Annotated in this window: 18 protein-coding genes; 8 read left to right on the top strand and 10 right to left on the bottom strand. The window is 68.2% G+C overall.

Annotated elements, in window-relative coordinates; translation table 11 throughout:
• Entirely contained in the window at positions 1–885 is an 885-nt protein-coding gene (locus ACQUSQ_RS10800; RefSeq protein WP_435069052.1) for a homoserine kinase, read from the top strand.
• 42 nt (positions 886–927) lie between these two features.
• Positions 928–1311 carry a hypothetical protein gene (locus tag ACQUSQ_RS10795; RefSeq protein ID WP_435069050.1) on the top strand — a complete coding sequence of 128 codons (384 nt, stop codon included), beginning with the start codon at positions 928–930 and terminating at the stop codon, positions 1309–1311.
• On the opposite strand, the gene pdxS is transcribed toward ACQUSQ_RS10795, so the two are convergent.
• Positions 1308–2207, bottom strand: coding sequence for a pyridoxal 5'-phosphate synthase lyase subunit PdxS (pdxS, locus tag ACQUSQ_RS10790; protein WP_435069048.1), 900 nt, complete (start codon positions 2205–2207; stop codon positions 1308–1310). The two genes, ACQUSQ_RS10795 and pdxS, sit on opposite strands and share 4 nt — an antisense overlap.
• A gap of 112 nt (positions 2208–2319) precedes the next feature.
• On the opposite strand from pdxS, the gene ACQUSQ_RS10785 reads away from it, so the two are divergent.
• Positions 2320–2466 (top strand): hypothetical protein, encoded by a 147-nt coding sequence (locus ACQUSQ_RS10785; protein WP_435069046.1) that lies wholly within the window; start codon positions 2320–2322, stop codon positions 2464–2466.
• 38 nt (positions 2467–2504) lie between these two features.
• Entirely contained in the window at positions 2505–3227 is a 723-nt protein-coding gene (locus ACQUSQ_RS10780) for a DUF1405 domain-containing protein (protein WP_435069044.1), read from the top strand.
• A 3-nt stretch (positions 3228–3230) separates the two neighbouring features.
• On the opposite strand, the gene ACQUSQ_RS10775 is transcribed toward ACQUSQ_RS10780, so the two are convergent.
• Positions 3231–3761 (bottom strand): hypothetical protein, encoded by a 531-nt coding sequence (locus ACQUSQ_RS10775; RefSeq protein ID WP_435069042.1) that lies wholly within the window; start codon positions 3759–3761, stop codon positions 3231–3233.
• Between the two features lies 1 nt (position 3762).
• On the bottom strand, positions 3763–4023 hold the full coding sequence (locus ACQUSQ_RS10770; protein ID WP_435069040.1) for a hypothetical protein: 261 nt from the start codon (positions 4021–4023) through the stop codon (positions 3763–3765).
• A 106-nt stretch (positions 4024–4129) separates the two neighbouring features.
• Here ACQUSQ_RS10770 and ACQUSQ_RS10765 point away from each other — a divergent pair, with 106 nt between their 5' ends.
• Positions 4130–5176: a hypothetical protein gene (locus ACQUSQ_RS10765; protein ID WP_435069038.1), complete on the top strand. Its 1047-nt coding sequence runs from the start codon at positions 4130–4132 to the stop codon at positions 5174–5176.
• Here the strand turns inward: ACQUSQ_RS10765 and ACQUSQ_RS10760 are convergent.
• Both ACQUSQ_RS10760 and ACQUSQ_RS10755 read right to left on the bottom strand, forming a co-directional pair.
• On the bottom strand, positions 5173–6093 hold the full coding sequence (locus ACQUSQ_RS10760; RefSeq protein ID WP_435069036.1) for an HFX_2341 family transcriptional regulator: 921 nt from the start codon (positions 6091–6093) through the stop codon (positions 5173–5175). The two genes, ACQUSQ_RS10765 and ACQUSQ_RS10760, sit on opposite strands and share 4 nt — an antisense overlap.
• 51 nt (positions 6094–6144) lie before the next feature.
• Entirely contained in the window at positions 6145–6954 is an 810-nt protein-coding gene (locus ACQUSQ_RS10755; RefSeq protein WP_435069034.1) for an MOSC domain-containing protein, read from the bottom strand.
• 148 nt (positions 6955–7102) lie between these two features.
• Here ACQUSQ_RS10755 and dnaG point away from each other — a divergent pair, with 148 nt between their 5' ends.
• A complete protein-coding gene (gene dnaG, locus ACQUSQ_RS10750) occupies positions 7103–8458 on the top strand; it encodes a DNA primase DnaG (protein ID WP_435069032.1) in 1356 nt (451 codons plus the stop codon).
• A 92-nt stretch (positions 8459–8550) separates the two neighbouring features.
• Here dnaG and ACQUSQ_RS10745 read toward each other — a convergent pair whose 3' ends face one another.
• Together ACQUSQ_RS10745 and ACQUSQ_RS10740 are read right to left on the bottom strand one after the other, a co-directional pair.
• A complete protein-coding gene (locus ACQUSQ_RS10745) occupies positions 8551–8961 on the bottom strand; it encodes a GNAT family N-acetyltransferase (protein WP_435069030.1) in 411 nt (136 codons plus the stop codon).
• Positions 8958–10271 carry a DUF92 domain-containing protein gene (locus ACQUSQ_RS10740; protein ID WP_435069028.1) on the bottom strand — a complete coding sequence of 438 codons (1314 nt, stop codon included), beginning with the start codon at positions 10269–10271 and terminating at the stop codon, positions 8958–8960. The genes ACQUSQ_RS10745 and ACQUSQ_RS10740 overlap by 4 nt, the downstream gene beginning before the upstream one ends.
• A 93-nt stretch (positions 10272–10364) precedes the next feature.
• On the opposite strand from ACQUSQ_RS10740, the gene ACQUSQ_RS10735 reads away from it, so the two are divergent.
• On the top strand, positions 10365–10973 hold the full coding sequence (locus ACQUSQ_RS10735; protein ID WP_435069026.1) for an undecaprenyl diphosphate synthase family protein: 609 nt from the start codon (positions 10365–10367) through the stop codon (positions 10971–10973).
• Between the two features lie 3 nt (positions 10974–10976).
• Here the strand turns inward: ACQUSQ_RS10735 and ACQUSQ_RS10730 are convergent, their stop codons facing one another.
• From ACQUSQ_RS10730 to uppS, 3 genes are all read right to left on the bottom strand, one after another.
• Positions 10977–11654, bottom strand: coding sequence for a DUF4382 domain-containing protein (locus tag ACQUSQ_RS10730; protein ID WP_435069024.1), 678 nt, complete (start codon positions 11652–11654; stop codon positions 10977–10979).
• A gap of 242 nt (positions 11655–11896) precedes the next feature.
• A complete protein-coding gene (locus tag ACQUSQ_RS10725) occupies positions 11897–12781 on the bottom strand; it encodes a mechanosensitive ion channel family protein (protein ID WP_435069022.1) in 885 nt (294 codons plus the stop codon).
• Between the two features lie 42 nt (positions 12782–12823).
• Positions 12824–13762: a polyprenyl diphosphate synthase gene (uppS, locus tag ACQUSQ_RS10720; protein WP_435069020.1), complete on the bottom strand. Its 939-nt coding sequence runs from the start codon at positions 13760–13762 to the stop codon at positions 12824–12826.
• Positions 13763–13846: 84 nt separating this feature from the next.
• On the opposite strand from uppS, the gene cofH reads away from it, so the two are divergent.
• Positions 13847–15217 carry a 7,8-didemethyl-8-hydroxy-5-deazariboflavin synthase subunit CofH gene (gene cofH / locus ACQUSQ_RS10715; RefSeq protein ID WP_435069018.1) on the top strand — a complete coding sequence of 457 codons (1371 nt, stop codon included), beginning with the start codon at positions 13847–13849 and terminating at the stop codon, positions 15215–15217.
• Position 15218: the final 1 nt, after the last annotated feature.

Raw genomic sequence — 15218 nt, 5'->3', positions numbered from 1 at the left:
ATGGTTACGGTCAGGGCTCCGGCCACGAGTGCGAACCTCGGTAGCGGGTTCGACGTGTTCGGCGCGGCCCTCGACCGGCCGGCGGACATCGTCCGCGTCGAGAAGGCCGACCGGACGACGATAGACGTGACGGGCTACGGGAGCGAGTTCATCCCCGAAGACCCGGAGGCAAACACCGTCGGCGCGGTCGCCGAGGCGCTCGACGCCCCGGCACACATCCGGATAGACAAGGGCATCCGCCCCTCGTCCGGACTGGGGTCGTCCGGTGCCAGCGCCGCCGCGGCGGCGCTCGCGCTCAACGAACTCTACGACCGGGGACTCTCGCGGCGGGACCTCGTCCCCATCGCCGGGAAGGGCGAAGCGACCGTCTCCGGCGAGGTCCACCTCGACAACGTGGCGCCGGCACTTCTTGGCGGGTTCACCGTCGCCACCGGGCGCGACGTCACCGTCGTCGACGCCGACATCCCCCTCGTGGCCTGTCTTCCCGAGATAGCAGTCTCGACGCGTGACGCCCGCGACGTCGTTCCCGCGGGCGCGACGATGGACCAGTTGATATACACCGTCGGCCGGGCGGCCACGCTGACGACCGGGATGTGTCGCGACGACCCCCGCCTCGTGGGCAAGGGGATGCACGACCGTCTCGTCACGCCCGCGCGCGCCGACCTCATTTCGGGCTACAACGAGGTTCGAGAGGCCGCCCTCGCCGCGGGCGCGACGGGCGTTACCGTCTCCGGTGCCGGCCCGGGCATCCTCGCGGCCTGCCATCCCGGCGACCGCCGAGAAATCGCGGCGGCGATGGTCGCCGCGTTCGCCGACGTGGGCGTGGATTCGCGGGCCTACCAGACCAAAATCGGCCGCGGTGCGACGCTGTACCCCGACGAATAACTCGCCACAAGACGTATCTTTTCTGACAGCCGTTCTCGAACTGTGGACTCCAACAGCCTGCCGATGGTCCCCGACCTCCACGTCCTCTCCAAGCCGGTCCGGTACCTCCTCCTCGGCGTCCTCGGCTCCGCTGTCCTCCTGTTTGCCGTCCTCGTGTTGCTCGGTCTGGCGAGTACCCCGACGGTCACCGTGGAGGCGACTGTCGTCGGCGGCGTCCCCCCCGACGCGGCGGCGGAGGACGTCTACCCGCTATCGCGGTTCTCGGCCGACAGCCCGGTGCGGGCGGCCGTCGAGGCGGCGCTTCGGTCGGGGTCCGGGTCGGTAGAGACGACGACCGAACGGTATCGGGCCGAGAACGTGCCGACGGCGTTCTACGTGCGCCACGACGGCGACGTGGTTCGGGTGTCGGTCGACGCCGGCAGTTAGACGCCGCGACCCTGCAGTTTGTCCTCGTCGGCCATGTCGGCGTTCGACTGGCCTTTCATCCCCTTGCCGACGTTGGTCGCAATCTCGGCGAGTCGGTCGGGGTCGTCCCAGTTGTTGACGGCCTCGACGATGGCCGTCCCCATCGCTTCGGGGTTCTCGGCGCCGAAGATGCCGGACCCGACGAAGATGCCGTCACAGCCGTGATGCATCATGAGGGCCGCGTCGGCGGGCGTCGCGATGCCGCCCGCGGCGAAGTTGACGACGGGCAGTCGGCCCATCTCCGCCGTCTCGTGGACCAAGTCGCGCGGCGCGCCGTGTTCGCGCGCCCAGCGCTCGCGTTCCTCGTACGCCATCCCCTCGAGTTTCCGGATGGCGCCCTTGATGGCGCGCTGGTGGGTGACGGCCTGATTCACGTCGCCGGTCCCAGCCTCGCCTTTGGTTCGAATCATCGCCGCGCCCTCGTCGATGCGCCGGAGCGCCTCGCCCAGATTGCGCGCGCCACACACGAACGGCGCCGTGAACTCTCGCTTGTCGATGTGGTAGTCGTCGTCCGCGGGCGTGAGCACCTCGCTCTCGTCTATCATGTCCGCGCCGGTTGCCTGCAGAATCTCGGCCTCCTTCTGGTGGCCGATTCGAGCTTTCCCCATGACGGGAATGGACACTTCCTCCAGAATCTCGGTGAGTGCCGCGGGGTCGGCCATCCGGGCCACGCCGCCGCGCTTCCGGATGTCCGCCGGGACGGCTTCGAGACTCATCACCGCGACGGCGCCACAGTCCTCCGCGATGCGGGCCTGTTCGGCGTTGACGACGTCCATGATGACGCCGCCTTTCTGCATCTGCGCGAAGCCGCGTTTCACCAACTCCGTGCCGCGTCGCAGTTCCTCGATATCGGTCATATTCTTCGTTACGGAGCGACCCACTTAACCCCGGTCTTTGGGTCGATATTGCCGCATATCGTATCGCTCCGCGCTGAGAAGGCATATCTGTCTGGACGACTACACGTCGGCCATGGTCGACCGCAACGACCCCCTCTCGCCGTACTACCCCTCGGAGACTCCCGACGTTCCCGGCGACGGACGGACGTGGTTCGCGGTTCTGGTCGTTCTCCTACTTCTGACCGGGACGGTGTACGGGTTCCTCGTGCTTCTCGTGTGACCGTCACCGATTTATCGCCACGCGCCAACCCACCGACAATGAGTTCCGGGTTGGCGTCGCTCGTTGACCGCCTCGACGGCACGCTCCCCGCGCCCGACCCGCTTCCTCGATGGCTGGCGCCCCTGCCCCGGACCGTCGAGGATGTCGGGCTTTCGCTCGCGTGGGCCATCGTCGCTATCAACCTCGTCGGAACCGCCTTCGGCTTCTGGTACTACCGCTTCCAGTTTTCCGCCGAACCCGCGGTCATCTGGCCGCTCGTCCCCGACAGCCCCGTCGCCACCCTCTTCATCGCACTCTCGCTCGCCAGTTGGAAACTGGGGCGACAGAGCGAGACGCTGAACGCACTCGCCTTCTTTGGCTGCTGGAAACTCGGTCTCTGGACGCCTTTCGTCCTCGTCGTCTTCGCCGACGGCTTTCTGGCCGCCAACTCGATTCCGATGTACGCGTTCCTCCTCGGCAGTCACCTCATGATGGCCGTGGAGGCGTTTCTCATCCACCGTTACAGCGACTTTCCCGTCGCCGCCGTCGCCGCCGCCGTCGCGTGGTACGGCCTGAACGACCTCGTTGACTACTTCGTGCCGGTCGTTGGCACGCCACACCACACCCTCCTGCCCGGTCAGCGCGTCGTCGACGGGGCTATTACCCACCTCTCGCCGACACACGAACTCGCCGCCGCGGGCGCCGTCGTCCTGACGCTTACGGCCACCTTCCTGACGCTCGCGACTCGCGTGAAGAAACTCGAAGCCGGCCGCGTCCGGTGACCGTCACAGCACGTTCCGGCGTTCCGTGAACGTCGTCGTCCGCTGGTCGGACTCGACGGCCATCCGGACCGTTATCCACCCGTCGGCCTGCTGAACGGCGAACGCCTCCGTCACCGACAGTTCGACCCGCTCGGTCGTGGTGTAGGAGTCGTCGGCCGCGAGGTCACCGACCGGTTCGGTTCCCTCCCAGACCACCTGCCCGTCGGTGCCGTTGCCGGCGTGAATCCGGGTGTAGACGGTGACGTTCGTCGCGCCACCGCCGTCGTTGTTCAGCGTCGTCGTCACGTCCCGACACGTCTCGCCACAGCTCTCGATTTGGTCGATGGTGAACCCGAACTCGGGGCCGGTGTCGTTCGTCGCGGCCCCGTCGCTGTCGTTCGGCGACGCCGTCGGCTCGGTGGCCGTCGGGAACGACTCGACGCCGCTCTCGGCGTCTCCTTGACCCGCGTTGCCGACGTCGAGCACCAGCGACGCGCCGAGCGCGCCTATCGCCGCGACCACGATGACGGCGATGACGAGTGAACTCCGCTGCACGCTACCCCCCCACGTGACCGGCGACGGTGGTCACGACGAACTCCCGAATCGACCCGAGAAGCTCCTCGACGAAGCCCGGGACCGGACCCGGAAGGTCAGCCGGCGGTCCGGCGCGGTCGCTCGGCGCCGCGTCGCCACCGTCCGCTCCAGTCGCCGCCGCGGGCATCGCTATCGCTCCGGCCAGCAGCGCGAACACTACGACTGCCGCGAGCCACGTTCCGGTTGTGCGCATCTCGCTCGGAGCGAGGGACTGCAACCGCATATAACCAGACCTCGCTAAACGCCAGTTCGGCGGGCTTTATCCGGATTAAGTCGGATTAGGCGAGCGCCGTGCCACACGTTTTCCGTCCCGACCGTCTGCATCCCGTATGAGCGCGTACGACCGGCTCGCGGACCTGCCGCTCCGCATCGACCGCGAGACTCGTTCCCGACACGAGCGCGACACGTCGAGTGGCTTCACCCGCGTCACCACCGTCTTCGAACTTCACGGCGACGACTGTGTGGGCCGCGGCGAGGACGTCACCTACGACGCCGTCGACCACGACGCTCTCGCCGAAACCGAATCGCTCGTCCCGACCGGCGAGTTCACGGTCGACGAGTTCTCGGCGGCGCTCGACGACGTCGACCTCTTTCCCACCAAGGACCCGGAACAGCCCTCGGCCCGCCACTATCGCCGCTGGGGTATCGAGAGCGCGGCCCTCGACCTCGCCCTCCGGCAGGCCGACACCGACCTCGCGTCGGCGCTGGGCCGAGAGCGCGACCCCGTCCGGTTCGTCGTCAGCACCCGCCTCGGCGACCCCCCGACTATCGACCGGGTCGAGGAGATTCTCGGCCGGCATCCCGACCTCGAACTGAAACTCGACCCCACCAGCGCGTGGGACGACGCCCTCGTCGCCGCCCTCGCCGACACCGGCGCCGTCCGACTGCTCGACCTGAAGGGCCAGTACGTCGGCACGTCTGTCGACCAGCCACCGGACTCGGCCCTCTACGAGCGCGTGTTCGAGGGCTTTCCCGACGCCGTCGTCGAGGACCCCGCGGTCACCGACGAGACACGAACCTTGGTCGCCGCCGAGCGTGACCGCCTCTCGTGGGACGCCCCGATTACCGGCGTCGAGAGCGTGCGTGACCTGCCGTTCGAGCCGCGATGGCTCAACATCAAACCCTCCCGGTTCGGCACGGTCGAGTCACTACTCGACACTATCGAGTACGCCCGCGACGCCGGCATCATCTGCTACGGCGGCGGACAGTTCGAACTCGGCGTCGGGCGAGACCATATCCAGACGCTCGCGGCGACGTTCTACCCCGACGCGCCCAACGACGTCGCGCCCGGCGGGTACAACCTGCCCGCCCTCCCACCGGACCTGCCGGACAGCCCGCTCGTTCCCAACACAGAGCCGCGCGGCCTCGCGTTCTAGTCGACGACCGGTGCGTCTTCGTCGTTCGCGTGCGAGCGCACCCAGAGTTCGCCGATGCGTGACAGCCGCGTCCGGTAGGACTTGCCGTGTTCCTCCTGTTCGATGTACCCCTTCCCGCCCGGGCCGAGGCGGTCGACGTTGTAGATGACTTTCGACCGGAAGCTGTCGGTGTACTCCTCGCCGAGTTCGGCGGCGAGCGCCTCCGCGAGTTCGGAGACGGATTCGAACTCGCCGTGTTCGCCCAGTTCGAACAGGATGACCTCCTCGAAGGGCTTGACGTTCGAGAAGGAAGCGACGGGCAACTCGACGATGTGGTTGTCGCCGATGCGCTTGGCGCCGATGGTGGTCCCGCGCTCGTCGAACTCGTTGAGGAGGTCGGTCGTCCCCTCCAGTCGCTCGCGAATCCGTTCGTCGTCGACCGACTCCTCCTCCATCAGGTCGGTCAGGAGAGCGCAGTTCGCCCGCAGTTCCTCGGCGAGTTCGGTCTCCAGATACTTCTCGGGGGCGGTGTAGTAGGTGTGGATTCGGTCGCGGTCGGCCTGTCGTTCGAGCGTGATGGAGTGGGCCGCGGTGGCGAACGCGAAACTCACGGGCCGGGGCATCGAACTCACGTTGACCCACACCTCGCCGTCGGGCGCGCCCTCGTCCAACTGGTCGTTGATGAGGTCGTACGCCTGTTCGAAGGCGGCGTCGTAGTCGTAGACGTCTGCAACGACGACGCGCCGAGTCTCGGCACCGAGCAGGTTCTGGAAGTCCTGCTCTAGCTTGGCCGAGATGTTGCGCGAGTACTCCACGTTGGCCTCGCTCCCGACGGCGCCCTCCAGCAGAATCACCCGGTCCACGTCGAACTGGTCGCGAATCAGGGGCGCGATCAGCCGGTCGTAGTCGAAGCCGACCGGGACGATGTGGGTCTGCATACGGACGACGTAGCGGCGCAGTTTATAAAAAGTACCAGTCTGGGCGTCGCATCACTCCACGACCTGCACTTCGTCTCCGACCCGAAGCGTCTGCCCCCGGGACGCCTCCGGCACCCGCGAGATGAGCATGAGCGTGTAGTAATGTGGGAAGGCGTCGTCGTCGGCCCAGTCCGGGAACGTCGCTTCGCGGCGCTCGATGAATCGCTCTCGGAACTCGGGGAGCGGGTCGCCCGTCTCCGGGTCGCGGCTGGGGACGACACACCGCGCGCAGGGCTCGGCACCCTCGAATCGAATCCCGCCGGCGACGAAGGCCGGCGCGTCCGCTCCCGCGAAGCGGTCCTCCCAGAACGCGGGAACGCCGCCCACCTCGACGTTAGCGCGGAGGCGACGGCGCGCGCCCTCGATAGTCATGTCTTCGAACCACGAGGCGACTTCCTCCAGCGTCGCCGTGCTGATGACGGAGGGACCGGCGTCGGGCCGGTCGACGAACGCCGGTGGCTCTCGCCGCCGCAGGTCGACGGGGTCGCCGACGAACTCGCCCAGCCATTCGCTCGCCGCCGCCATCCCAGTATCAGTCCCGAGGTCGAACGTTCGCGTCTCGCCGTCGTCCGGGCGGACGGTCAGCGTCTCCGTCGAGGGGTCGAAGTCGGTCCGGACGTCGTGAATCCGGCCGGTCTGCTTGCCGTTGTACGCGAGCGTCTGCATATCCGACCCCGTCTCGATGCGGTCCGCATCGGGGTCGCACATGGCGTACGCCCGGTCGCCGGCGACCGTGCCTGCGTCGGTGATGCGGGCGCTCTCGACGTCCATGCCGTCGAAGCCCTTGAGTGGATAACACCGCACTCGATCGATATGCGCCATCGATGCCGGATTCGAACGGCGGCGATATAACGGTGGTCCCCCCACCGAGTACGACAGGTATTTCCGGCCTCCCCGAAAATTATATAGGTATCCATGGGGCGACTCATGGGCTCATCATCACCATCACCACCCCCACGAGGGGATTATCATGGACGACACAGCCAAATACCTCATTCACGCATCGATTGCGGCCGACGGCGTCGTGGAGCGAAGCGACGTGGTCGGCGCCGTCTTCGGGCAGACTGAGGGACTGCTCGGCGACGAACTCGACCTGCGTGACCTCCAGCAGTCCTCGAAAGTCGGTCGGATAGACGTACAGATAGACAGCGAAAACGGCCAGTCGTTTGGCCGCATCACCATCGCCACTAGCCTCGACAAGGTGGAGACGGCCATCCTCGCGGCGTCGCTCGAAACAATCGACCGCGTCGGCCCCTGTCAGGCCTCGGTCGAAGTCACCAACATCGAGGACGTCCGCGAGGCCAAGCGCCGGAAAGTCATCGACCGCGCCAAGGAACTGCTCGCGGGGTCGTTCGACGAGAGCGTTATGGACTCCTCGAAAATCCTCGAAGAGGTCCGCGAGAGCGTCCGCATCGAGGACATCACCGAGTATCACGGCCTTCCTGCCGGCCCGCGCGTCGCCGACTCCGACGCCATCATCGTCGTCGAGGGCCGGGCGGACGTCCTCACGCTCCTCCAGTACGGCATCAAAAACGCCATCGGCGTCGAGGGAACGAACGTCCCCGACCCCGTCGCGGACCTGACCGAGGAGCGAACGGTCACGGCCTTCCTCGACGGTGACCGCGGCGGCGAACTCATCCTGCGCGAACTCGCACAGGTCGGCGACGTCGACTACGTCGTCTTCGCGCCCGAAAACCGGTCGGTCGAGGACCTCGAACGCCACGAAGTCATGTCGGCGCTCCGGAACAAGACGCCGTACGGCGACATCGTCGGCGAGGGCGACGAATCGGTCGCCCCGCCCGCAGAGGAGGGCGCGGCGACCACGACGGCCGTCTCCATCGGCGACGGTGCCGTCGCAGAGGCGACGGCCGGTGCCGCGAGCGGGGAAACCACCGCGAACGGCGAGAGCGCCGACGCTCCCGCTACGAGCACTCCGGCCGAAGCGTCGGCGAGTGCGGACACCCCGTCTGAGGATACGACCGCGGACAAATCGTCCGAGACGCAGTCGGACGAGGGAGCGCCCCCGTCGACGCTTCGGGAACACGTCCGCGCAATCGTCGACGCCGAGACGGCGTCGGCGCGCCTCCTCGACGCCGACTACGACGTCATCGACACCGTGCCCGTCGACGACGCCTTCGACGCCATCGCGAACGCCGACCCGTCGCCGTACGCCGTCGTCGTCGACGGCGAAGTGAGCCAGCGCATCCTCGACGTGGCGGCCCAGCGCGGCGTCGAGCAGATAATCGCGCGCTCGGCGGGTGAGACGGTGAAAACGCCCGTCGACGTTCGGGTTCGAACCGTCGACCAGTTCGCCGCGACCGAGTGATATCGGCGATACTGAATCGCCGCTCCTTCTACCGGCGACGATACTGAATCGCCGCCCCTTCTACCGGCGACGATACTGAATCGCCGCCCCTTCTACCGGCGACGATACTGAATCGCCGCCCCCTCCTCGAAGAAGTCCGGCAGCCGCTGGACGCGCTCGAAGCCACACGACCGGTAGAGCGACTGCGCCGCCTCGTTGTCGGGCGCGACGGTGACCGTCAGCGTGTCCGCTCGCTCCCCACACCGCTCCAGCAGTGCCCGCGCCCGCCCCTCCCGGCGGTGGGCCGGCGCGACGACCAGTTCCGCGACGTACGCGGTGTCGTCGCCGGGGACGGCGAGGAGGTAGCCGACTACGGCGCCGTCGGCCGTCGAGACGAGCGCTGTCGCGGGCGCGGGCGCCTCCGTGGCGAGTGCGCTCTCTAAGAGCGTCGGACTCGGCTCGGGGAGTAGCGATTGGAGGCGAACGAGTGCGTCCTCGTCGTCGGGCGTTGCGACGCGAATCACAGCAGGAGGACCGCGAGGGCGGCGCTCGCGACGGCGCCAGCGAGCGTGCCGAAGAAGTTGACCGTCTGGTTGCCGACGCGCCCACCCTCCAGCGTCGCCCCGAGGACGCTGTCGACGGTCATGCCGGCGACGCCGCCGGCGACGACGGTGAGGGCGGCGAGCGCCGGCGCGTCGAAGGTGAAGACGGCGACGGCGACGGCGGCGACGAGGCCGGCGCCGACGACGCCGACGACGTAGCCCTGCCACGTGATGCCGCCGTCGGTGCCGGGGTCGACGCGTTCGAGCGTCGTGATGAGTCGCGGCTCGTCGAACAGGACGCCGATTTCGCTGGAGAGCGTGTCGCTCATGGCGGCCGCGAGCGACCCGGTGAAGGCAAAGCGAAAGAGAGTGGCGTCCATCTGCAGGTTGGCGCTGGCGGCGAAGCCGATGACGGCCACGAGGGCGACGGCGGCGTTCCCGAGGACGTTCCCGCTCCCGCGGGCGCCCTCGTTGTCCTCGGCGACGCCCCGCTTGTTTTTCTCGGCGTAGCGATACTTGGCGGAGAGGCCGCCGATACCGAAGAAGGCGATAAGGATGGCGAACCAGCCGACGCCGCCGAAGACGATGGTGAGCAGGCCGAGTAGGACGCCGGTCACCATCCCCGGCACCGACGCGGTGCCGGTGCGATAGGAGACGTAGCCGAGTGCGACGGTCACGAGGAGTGCGGCGCCGACAGCTACGACCCCGGCGTCGACGCCGATGGTGTGGAACAGCCACAGCAGGAGTCCGGTCGAGAGCAACACGATGGGGTCGTCGCGCTCGTAGAGCATCGACCGCAGGAGCGCGGCGACGAGCGCGCCCGCGGCGGCGAGGAAGACGACGGCGGCTGGCGCGGGCGCTCGGCCCACCGTCCACGCGATGACGAGTTGGCCGGCAGCGGCGGCGAGGAAGGCGGCGAAGCTGAAGCCGGCGACCGACCGGCCGGGGTCGCTCCACAGGCGCTCGACGGCGCGGGCGCCCACGTTCCCGTAGGCGACGACGAGAATCGCCGCGACGAACACTTCCGTCGGCATCGACTCTCGGGGCGCCGTCGAGAGAATCGCGAGTCCGGTCGCGGCCAGCGCGAATCCGGCGAGGCCGTTGAGCTGGCCGTCGCGGCGGTCCTGCGCTCGGGCGAAGAGCTCGAACACCGGCCCGTCGTCGATGACGAAGGCGGCGAGGAGCGCGACGATAGCGAAGGGGGCCGCCGCTGCCTTCCCGAGTTCGGGTGCGGCGAGCGCGAGCGTGCCCACCGCCGCGAACCCTCCGGCCCGTCGAAGGGGGGACGTCACACCGTTCGGTATCTTGGACGGCCACTTAACGCTCCCGACACGGGCCTTCGCCCGACCCGTTGGGCTTTTGGGATGTCGACGCCTGTCTCAGCTGTGGGCCTGTACGACCGCTATCTCGCGCTCAGACAGCGCTTTCACGGCGCCGACCCGCCCGCACACGTCGCGCTCGTCCTCACCGAGCGTGACCTGCTGGAACAGGGGGCGTACGACCGCCTCGAACGCCTCCTTGGCTGGGTGTTCGACTACGGCGCCGAGCGAGCCACCGTCTCGGTGAGCGTCCTCGACGAGTCCGTGGTGCCGACGCTAGAGCGTGAACTCCGCGCCATCTCCGCCCCGCGCCCCGTCGCCGTCCGCGCCCCCGACGACACCGACCCCGTCTCCGCCCCGGTGCAGGTGAACGTCGGGCTGGGGGGGAAGGGGGAGTTCGCCGCCGCCGTCCGGTCGCTGGCCGAGGAGGTCGACGCCGGCGAACTCGACCCCGACGCAGTCGACGGGGCAGACGTCGAGCGGCGACTCGTCTTCCCCGACGAACCGGACCTGCTCATCAAGACGGGCGCTGAACGCCTCTCCGATTTCATGATTTGGCAGTCCGTCTACTCCGAACTCTACTTCATCGACCTGAACTGGCGGGACGTCCGCGAGCGGGACTACCTCCGGGCGGTGCTGGATTACCAGAACCGGCAGCGGCGGTTCGGCCGGTAAGCGCTACTCGCCCGATTCGGTCGCCGTCGCCTCGACCGACTCGTAACTCACGGTCGTCTCGCTCGCCACCGGCTGGAGCAGGTACGACCCGGTCTGCCCCCGCTTGACGGGCGTGAAGTCGGCGGTGAACTGCGTCCGCGTGTCCTCCCGAATCTCGAACGACTGCTTGAACTGGAGGGGGGCGTTGCCCGGCGTCGTCACCGTCGCCTCGCCGCCGTCGGCGAGCGTGGCGTCGACGCCCGTCACGTCCAACTGGAGGTACGCGTACGTCCCCGTTTCGAGTTCCTGCTCGCCGATGAGCGCCGAGCGGTCGCCCTGTAGCTCCACCAAATCGGCCTCCTGTGGGCTCTCTAGCTCGTAGTACTCGCGCTCGTCGCTCTCGTCGGGGGTTTCGGTGCCGTCTGACTCCGATTCTGTCGTCGTTGCCGTCGCCGTCGTGTCATTATCCTCGTCGTCTTCGTCCTCTGTCCCCGGCTTCACCCAGAACCCGGCGATGGTGACGACACAGGTTTCGAAGTCGCCGATGTCGCCCGGCTGGTCGCTCACACGCGTCGCCAGCGTCCCCGTCGTCGCTTGGGCGCTCGAACAGCCGGCCAGCCCGGTCAGCCCCGCGGCGGCGAGACCCGTGGTCGCCCGCAGGTAGTCGCGTCTCGATGCCGAGGGAGTATCGCTCTCGTGCATGGATGGAGCCACCGCCTCCGAGAGTATAAACCGGGGCGACGGTTCGTGGCGAGTAAACCCGAATTTAGCCGGATTACGCGGGTATCGCACGGATTGGCGGTTCGTCCCGCCCCACTTGAACGGGTTATACTCATATCCGGCAGGTAGTTGTCGCAGGCGACGCTGGATGGGGTATGGCGCAGACGACGCTCGATGCGGACTCGACGGCGTCCCTGCTCGCGACCATCGCGCGCGACGACTGACTACGCCGCGCCGTCCGCAATCTCGATTCGCCCCTGCAGTTCGCGCTTCGACGCGGGGCTGATGGCGATGCCGGCGTCGTCGAGGCGGCGCTTGACCGCGCGGGCGTACGCCGAACGAATCCCGAAGACGTCTCGCTTGCGCGGGTCGCTAATCCAGTAGTGGACGCGGATGACGACGGCGTCGGAGCCAAAGTCGTCGACGTAGGCCTTCGGCGTCGGTTCGCCCTCGATACCTTCGATGGCCTCCGTCGCCGCCGTGAGGTGGTCGAGCGTGTCGCTCACGTCTGCCTCGTAGGCGATGCCGACGTGTTCGACGACGCGTCGGCGTCCCCGTCCGTACGGGCGGGTGATGGCCTGCCCCGTCAACACCGTGTTCGGAACCGTGACGAGTTCGCCGTCCGGCGTCAACACGCGTGTCACCCGGAGCGTGATGGACTGAACCGTCCCCTCGTTGTCCGCCCACTCGATGTAGTTGCCGACGTTGAACTCGGGGTCGACGACGAGGACGAGGCCGCTGACGATGGAGCCGATGACGGTCTGGCCGGCCACGCCGACGGCGAGCGTCCCGGCGGCGATGACGAGCGCGGAATCGCCGATGAACCGGCCGTAGCCTGCGATGCCCGCGGCGACGAAGAAGGCGACGACGAGGACGGTCAAGCGGACGTACCGCGAGACGGCCTCCTGAATCGTCGGGTTGTTGCGGTTTCGCCGCTGGACGTACCGCCCGACGAGGGGTTCGACCACGAACCACCCGACGAGCGCGGTAACGACGAACCCGCCGACGAACCACACCCCGCGTCGGACCAGCGGCCAGTAGTCCGCGAGCCCCCCGGGACCGACCGCCGACGGCGTCGGCGTGGCTGTCTGGAGCAACAGGTCGAGCATACCACCCGTTCGCGCCGGTGGGTACAAAGGTTCTCGCCAGCCCTACTCCACGGCGCCGTCGCTGCGCTCTGCCTCCGCGGCGAGTTCGTCCGTGAGTTCGTCGGCGCCGACGTGTGGCAGTTGCTCGCGCAGTCGCCCGACCACCTCCCGCGTCTCGACGAGCGACGACCCCGCGACGGCCCGAACCAGCGCGGCGGCGCGCTCTCGGCGCGTGTGTCGCCACGACGCCTCTCGCGACTCGTAAGTGCGAATCGCGCGCAGGAAGTCGATTTTCGAGAACTCGGGCCAGTAGGGCGCACAGAAGAAGACGGCGGCCTCGTTGCCGTTGGCGTGCCACGGCAGGAAGTTGCTCGTTCGCTCGTCCCCGCCGGTGCGGACGATGAGGTCCACGTCGCGGACCGGGCGGGCGTAGAGGCGTTGCTCGATGGTCTCGACGGTCACGTCCTCCGGGTCGAGACGCCCGTCGTCGACGGCGCGGAGCGTGTCGCGAGCGGCGCCGAGGAGTTCGGCCCGCCCCCCGTAGGCGAGTGCGACGTTCAGTCGGAAGCGGTCGTAGTCGGCCGTCTCCGACTCCGCGTACGCGACGGCGTCGCGGACGCGTTCGGGCAGGCGGTTGACCTCCCCGAGTGCGCGGATACACACCTCGTTCTCGTGAATCTGCTCGTTGTCCGCGAACTCCCAGAGCTTCGATTCGATGAGGTCGAACAGGTGTTCGCGCTCCTCGGGCGGGCGCTCGAAGTTCTCCGTCGAGAAGGCATAGAGCGTGAGTTCCTCGACGCCCAACTCCTGACACCACCGGAGCACCTGCTCGGTCGTTCGGGCGCCCTCGCGGTAGCCGTCGGTGCTCCTGTCGCCCCGCTCTCGGGCGTAGCGGCGGTTGCCGTCCTGAATGATGGCGACGTGGCTCGGGCCGCCGTCGATGTCCCGGCGGAGGAGACGCTCGTAGGCGCGCTCTCCCAGTCGACGGACCCAGCCTCGCATACCTACCCCCTCGGCACCGACTGGTATGGGTCTTTTGACGTGTGACGGCAACCCCTATTAGTCTCGGGCGTCTCCCCTGTTACGATGAGCGACACGCCCGACGCGGCGGCTACGGGCTTCGATTTCGACCACGTCCCGGAGACCGAGCAGTCGTTCGAGAACGCCCTCGCGAAGGCTCGGGACGGGCACCGCCTCACCGTCGACGACGGGGTCGAACTCCTGACGACCGGCACCGACCACGACGGCATCGACCCCGTCCGAAAGGAGCGAGTGCTGGAGGCGGCCGACCACCGCCGCGCCGACGTCGTCGGCGACGACGTCACCTTCGTCGCCAACCTCAACAACAACGTCACGACGGCCTGTGACACCGGCTGTCAGTTCTGTAACTTCAAGGACCGCGCCTCGGCGTTCGAGACGGACGCCCCCGACGACCACGGCGGCTTCACCAAGACGCCCGCCGAGTCGCGACAGGCCGTCGCCGACGCCCTCGAACTCGGCATCTCCGAGGTGTGTTCGGTCAGCGGTCTCCACCCGGCTTTCGCCCTCGATTCCGAGCATCGCGAACTGCTCGAAGCGGCGTCCGACCCGGAGCAGGTGAACTACCGCCCCCCGTCGGCCTACACCACCTCGCCGGGCACCTACGTCGACCAGATTCGGGCGATGTCCGTCGACGGCGTCCACGTCCACTCGATGACGCCCGAGGAGGCCTACCACGCCCGCCGGGGCACCGACTGGTCGTACGAGACGGTGTATCGCCGCCTGCGAGACGCGGGCCTCGACAGCGCCCCCGGCACCGCCGCCGAGATTCTCGTCGACGAGGTGCGCGAGGTCATCTGTCCGGGGAAGATGGACACGGAGGCGTGGCTCGACGCGATGGAGGGGGCGATGGCCGCCGGCCTGCCCGTCACCGCGACCATCATGTACGGCCACGTCGAGAACGAGATGCACCGGGTCATGCACCTGAAGCGGGTGCGCGACCTGCAGGACCGGACCGGCGGCATCACGGAGTTCGTCCCCCTCTCGTTTATCCACGAACAGACGCCGCTGTACGAACACGGACTGGTGTCGGGCGGGGCGACGGACGCGGAGGACGAACTCATGATTGCCGTCTCGCGGCTCTTTCTCGACAACATCGAGAACGTTCAGACCTCGTGGGTGAAGTTCGGCGACGAGAAGTCGCTGAAGACCCTCTCCTGTGGCGCCAACGACTTCATGGGGACGCTCCTCTCCGAGGAGATAACCAAGCGCGCCGGCGGCGACTACGGCGAGTTCCGCTCGGTCGCCGACTACGTCGACATGGTGACCGCCATCGGTCGGCGCCCGGTCGAGCGCTCGACGGATTACGAGCGGCGCCGCCCCCTCACCGACGACCCGCCGTACGGGCCCGGCCTCGGCCCCCGCGCTGACGGAACGCCGATGCTCGACCGCCGGACTCCTACTCCCGGTGACGACTAAC

The sequence above is a fragment of the Haloplanus sp. C73 genome, assembly GCF_051195115.1.
In the GTDB taxonomy this organism is placed as follows: domain Archaea; phylum Halobacteriota; class Halobacteria; order Halobacteriales; family Haloferacaceae; genus Haloplanus.
Note: the sequence above shows the minus strand (reverse complement) of the source record. Positions and strands in the feature narration are given on the sequence as shown.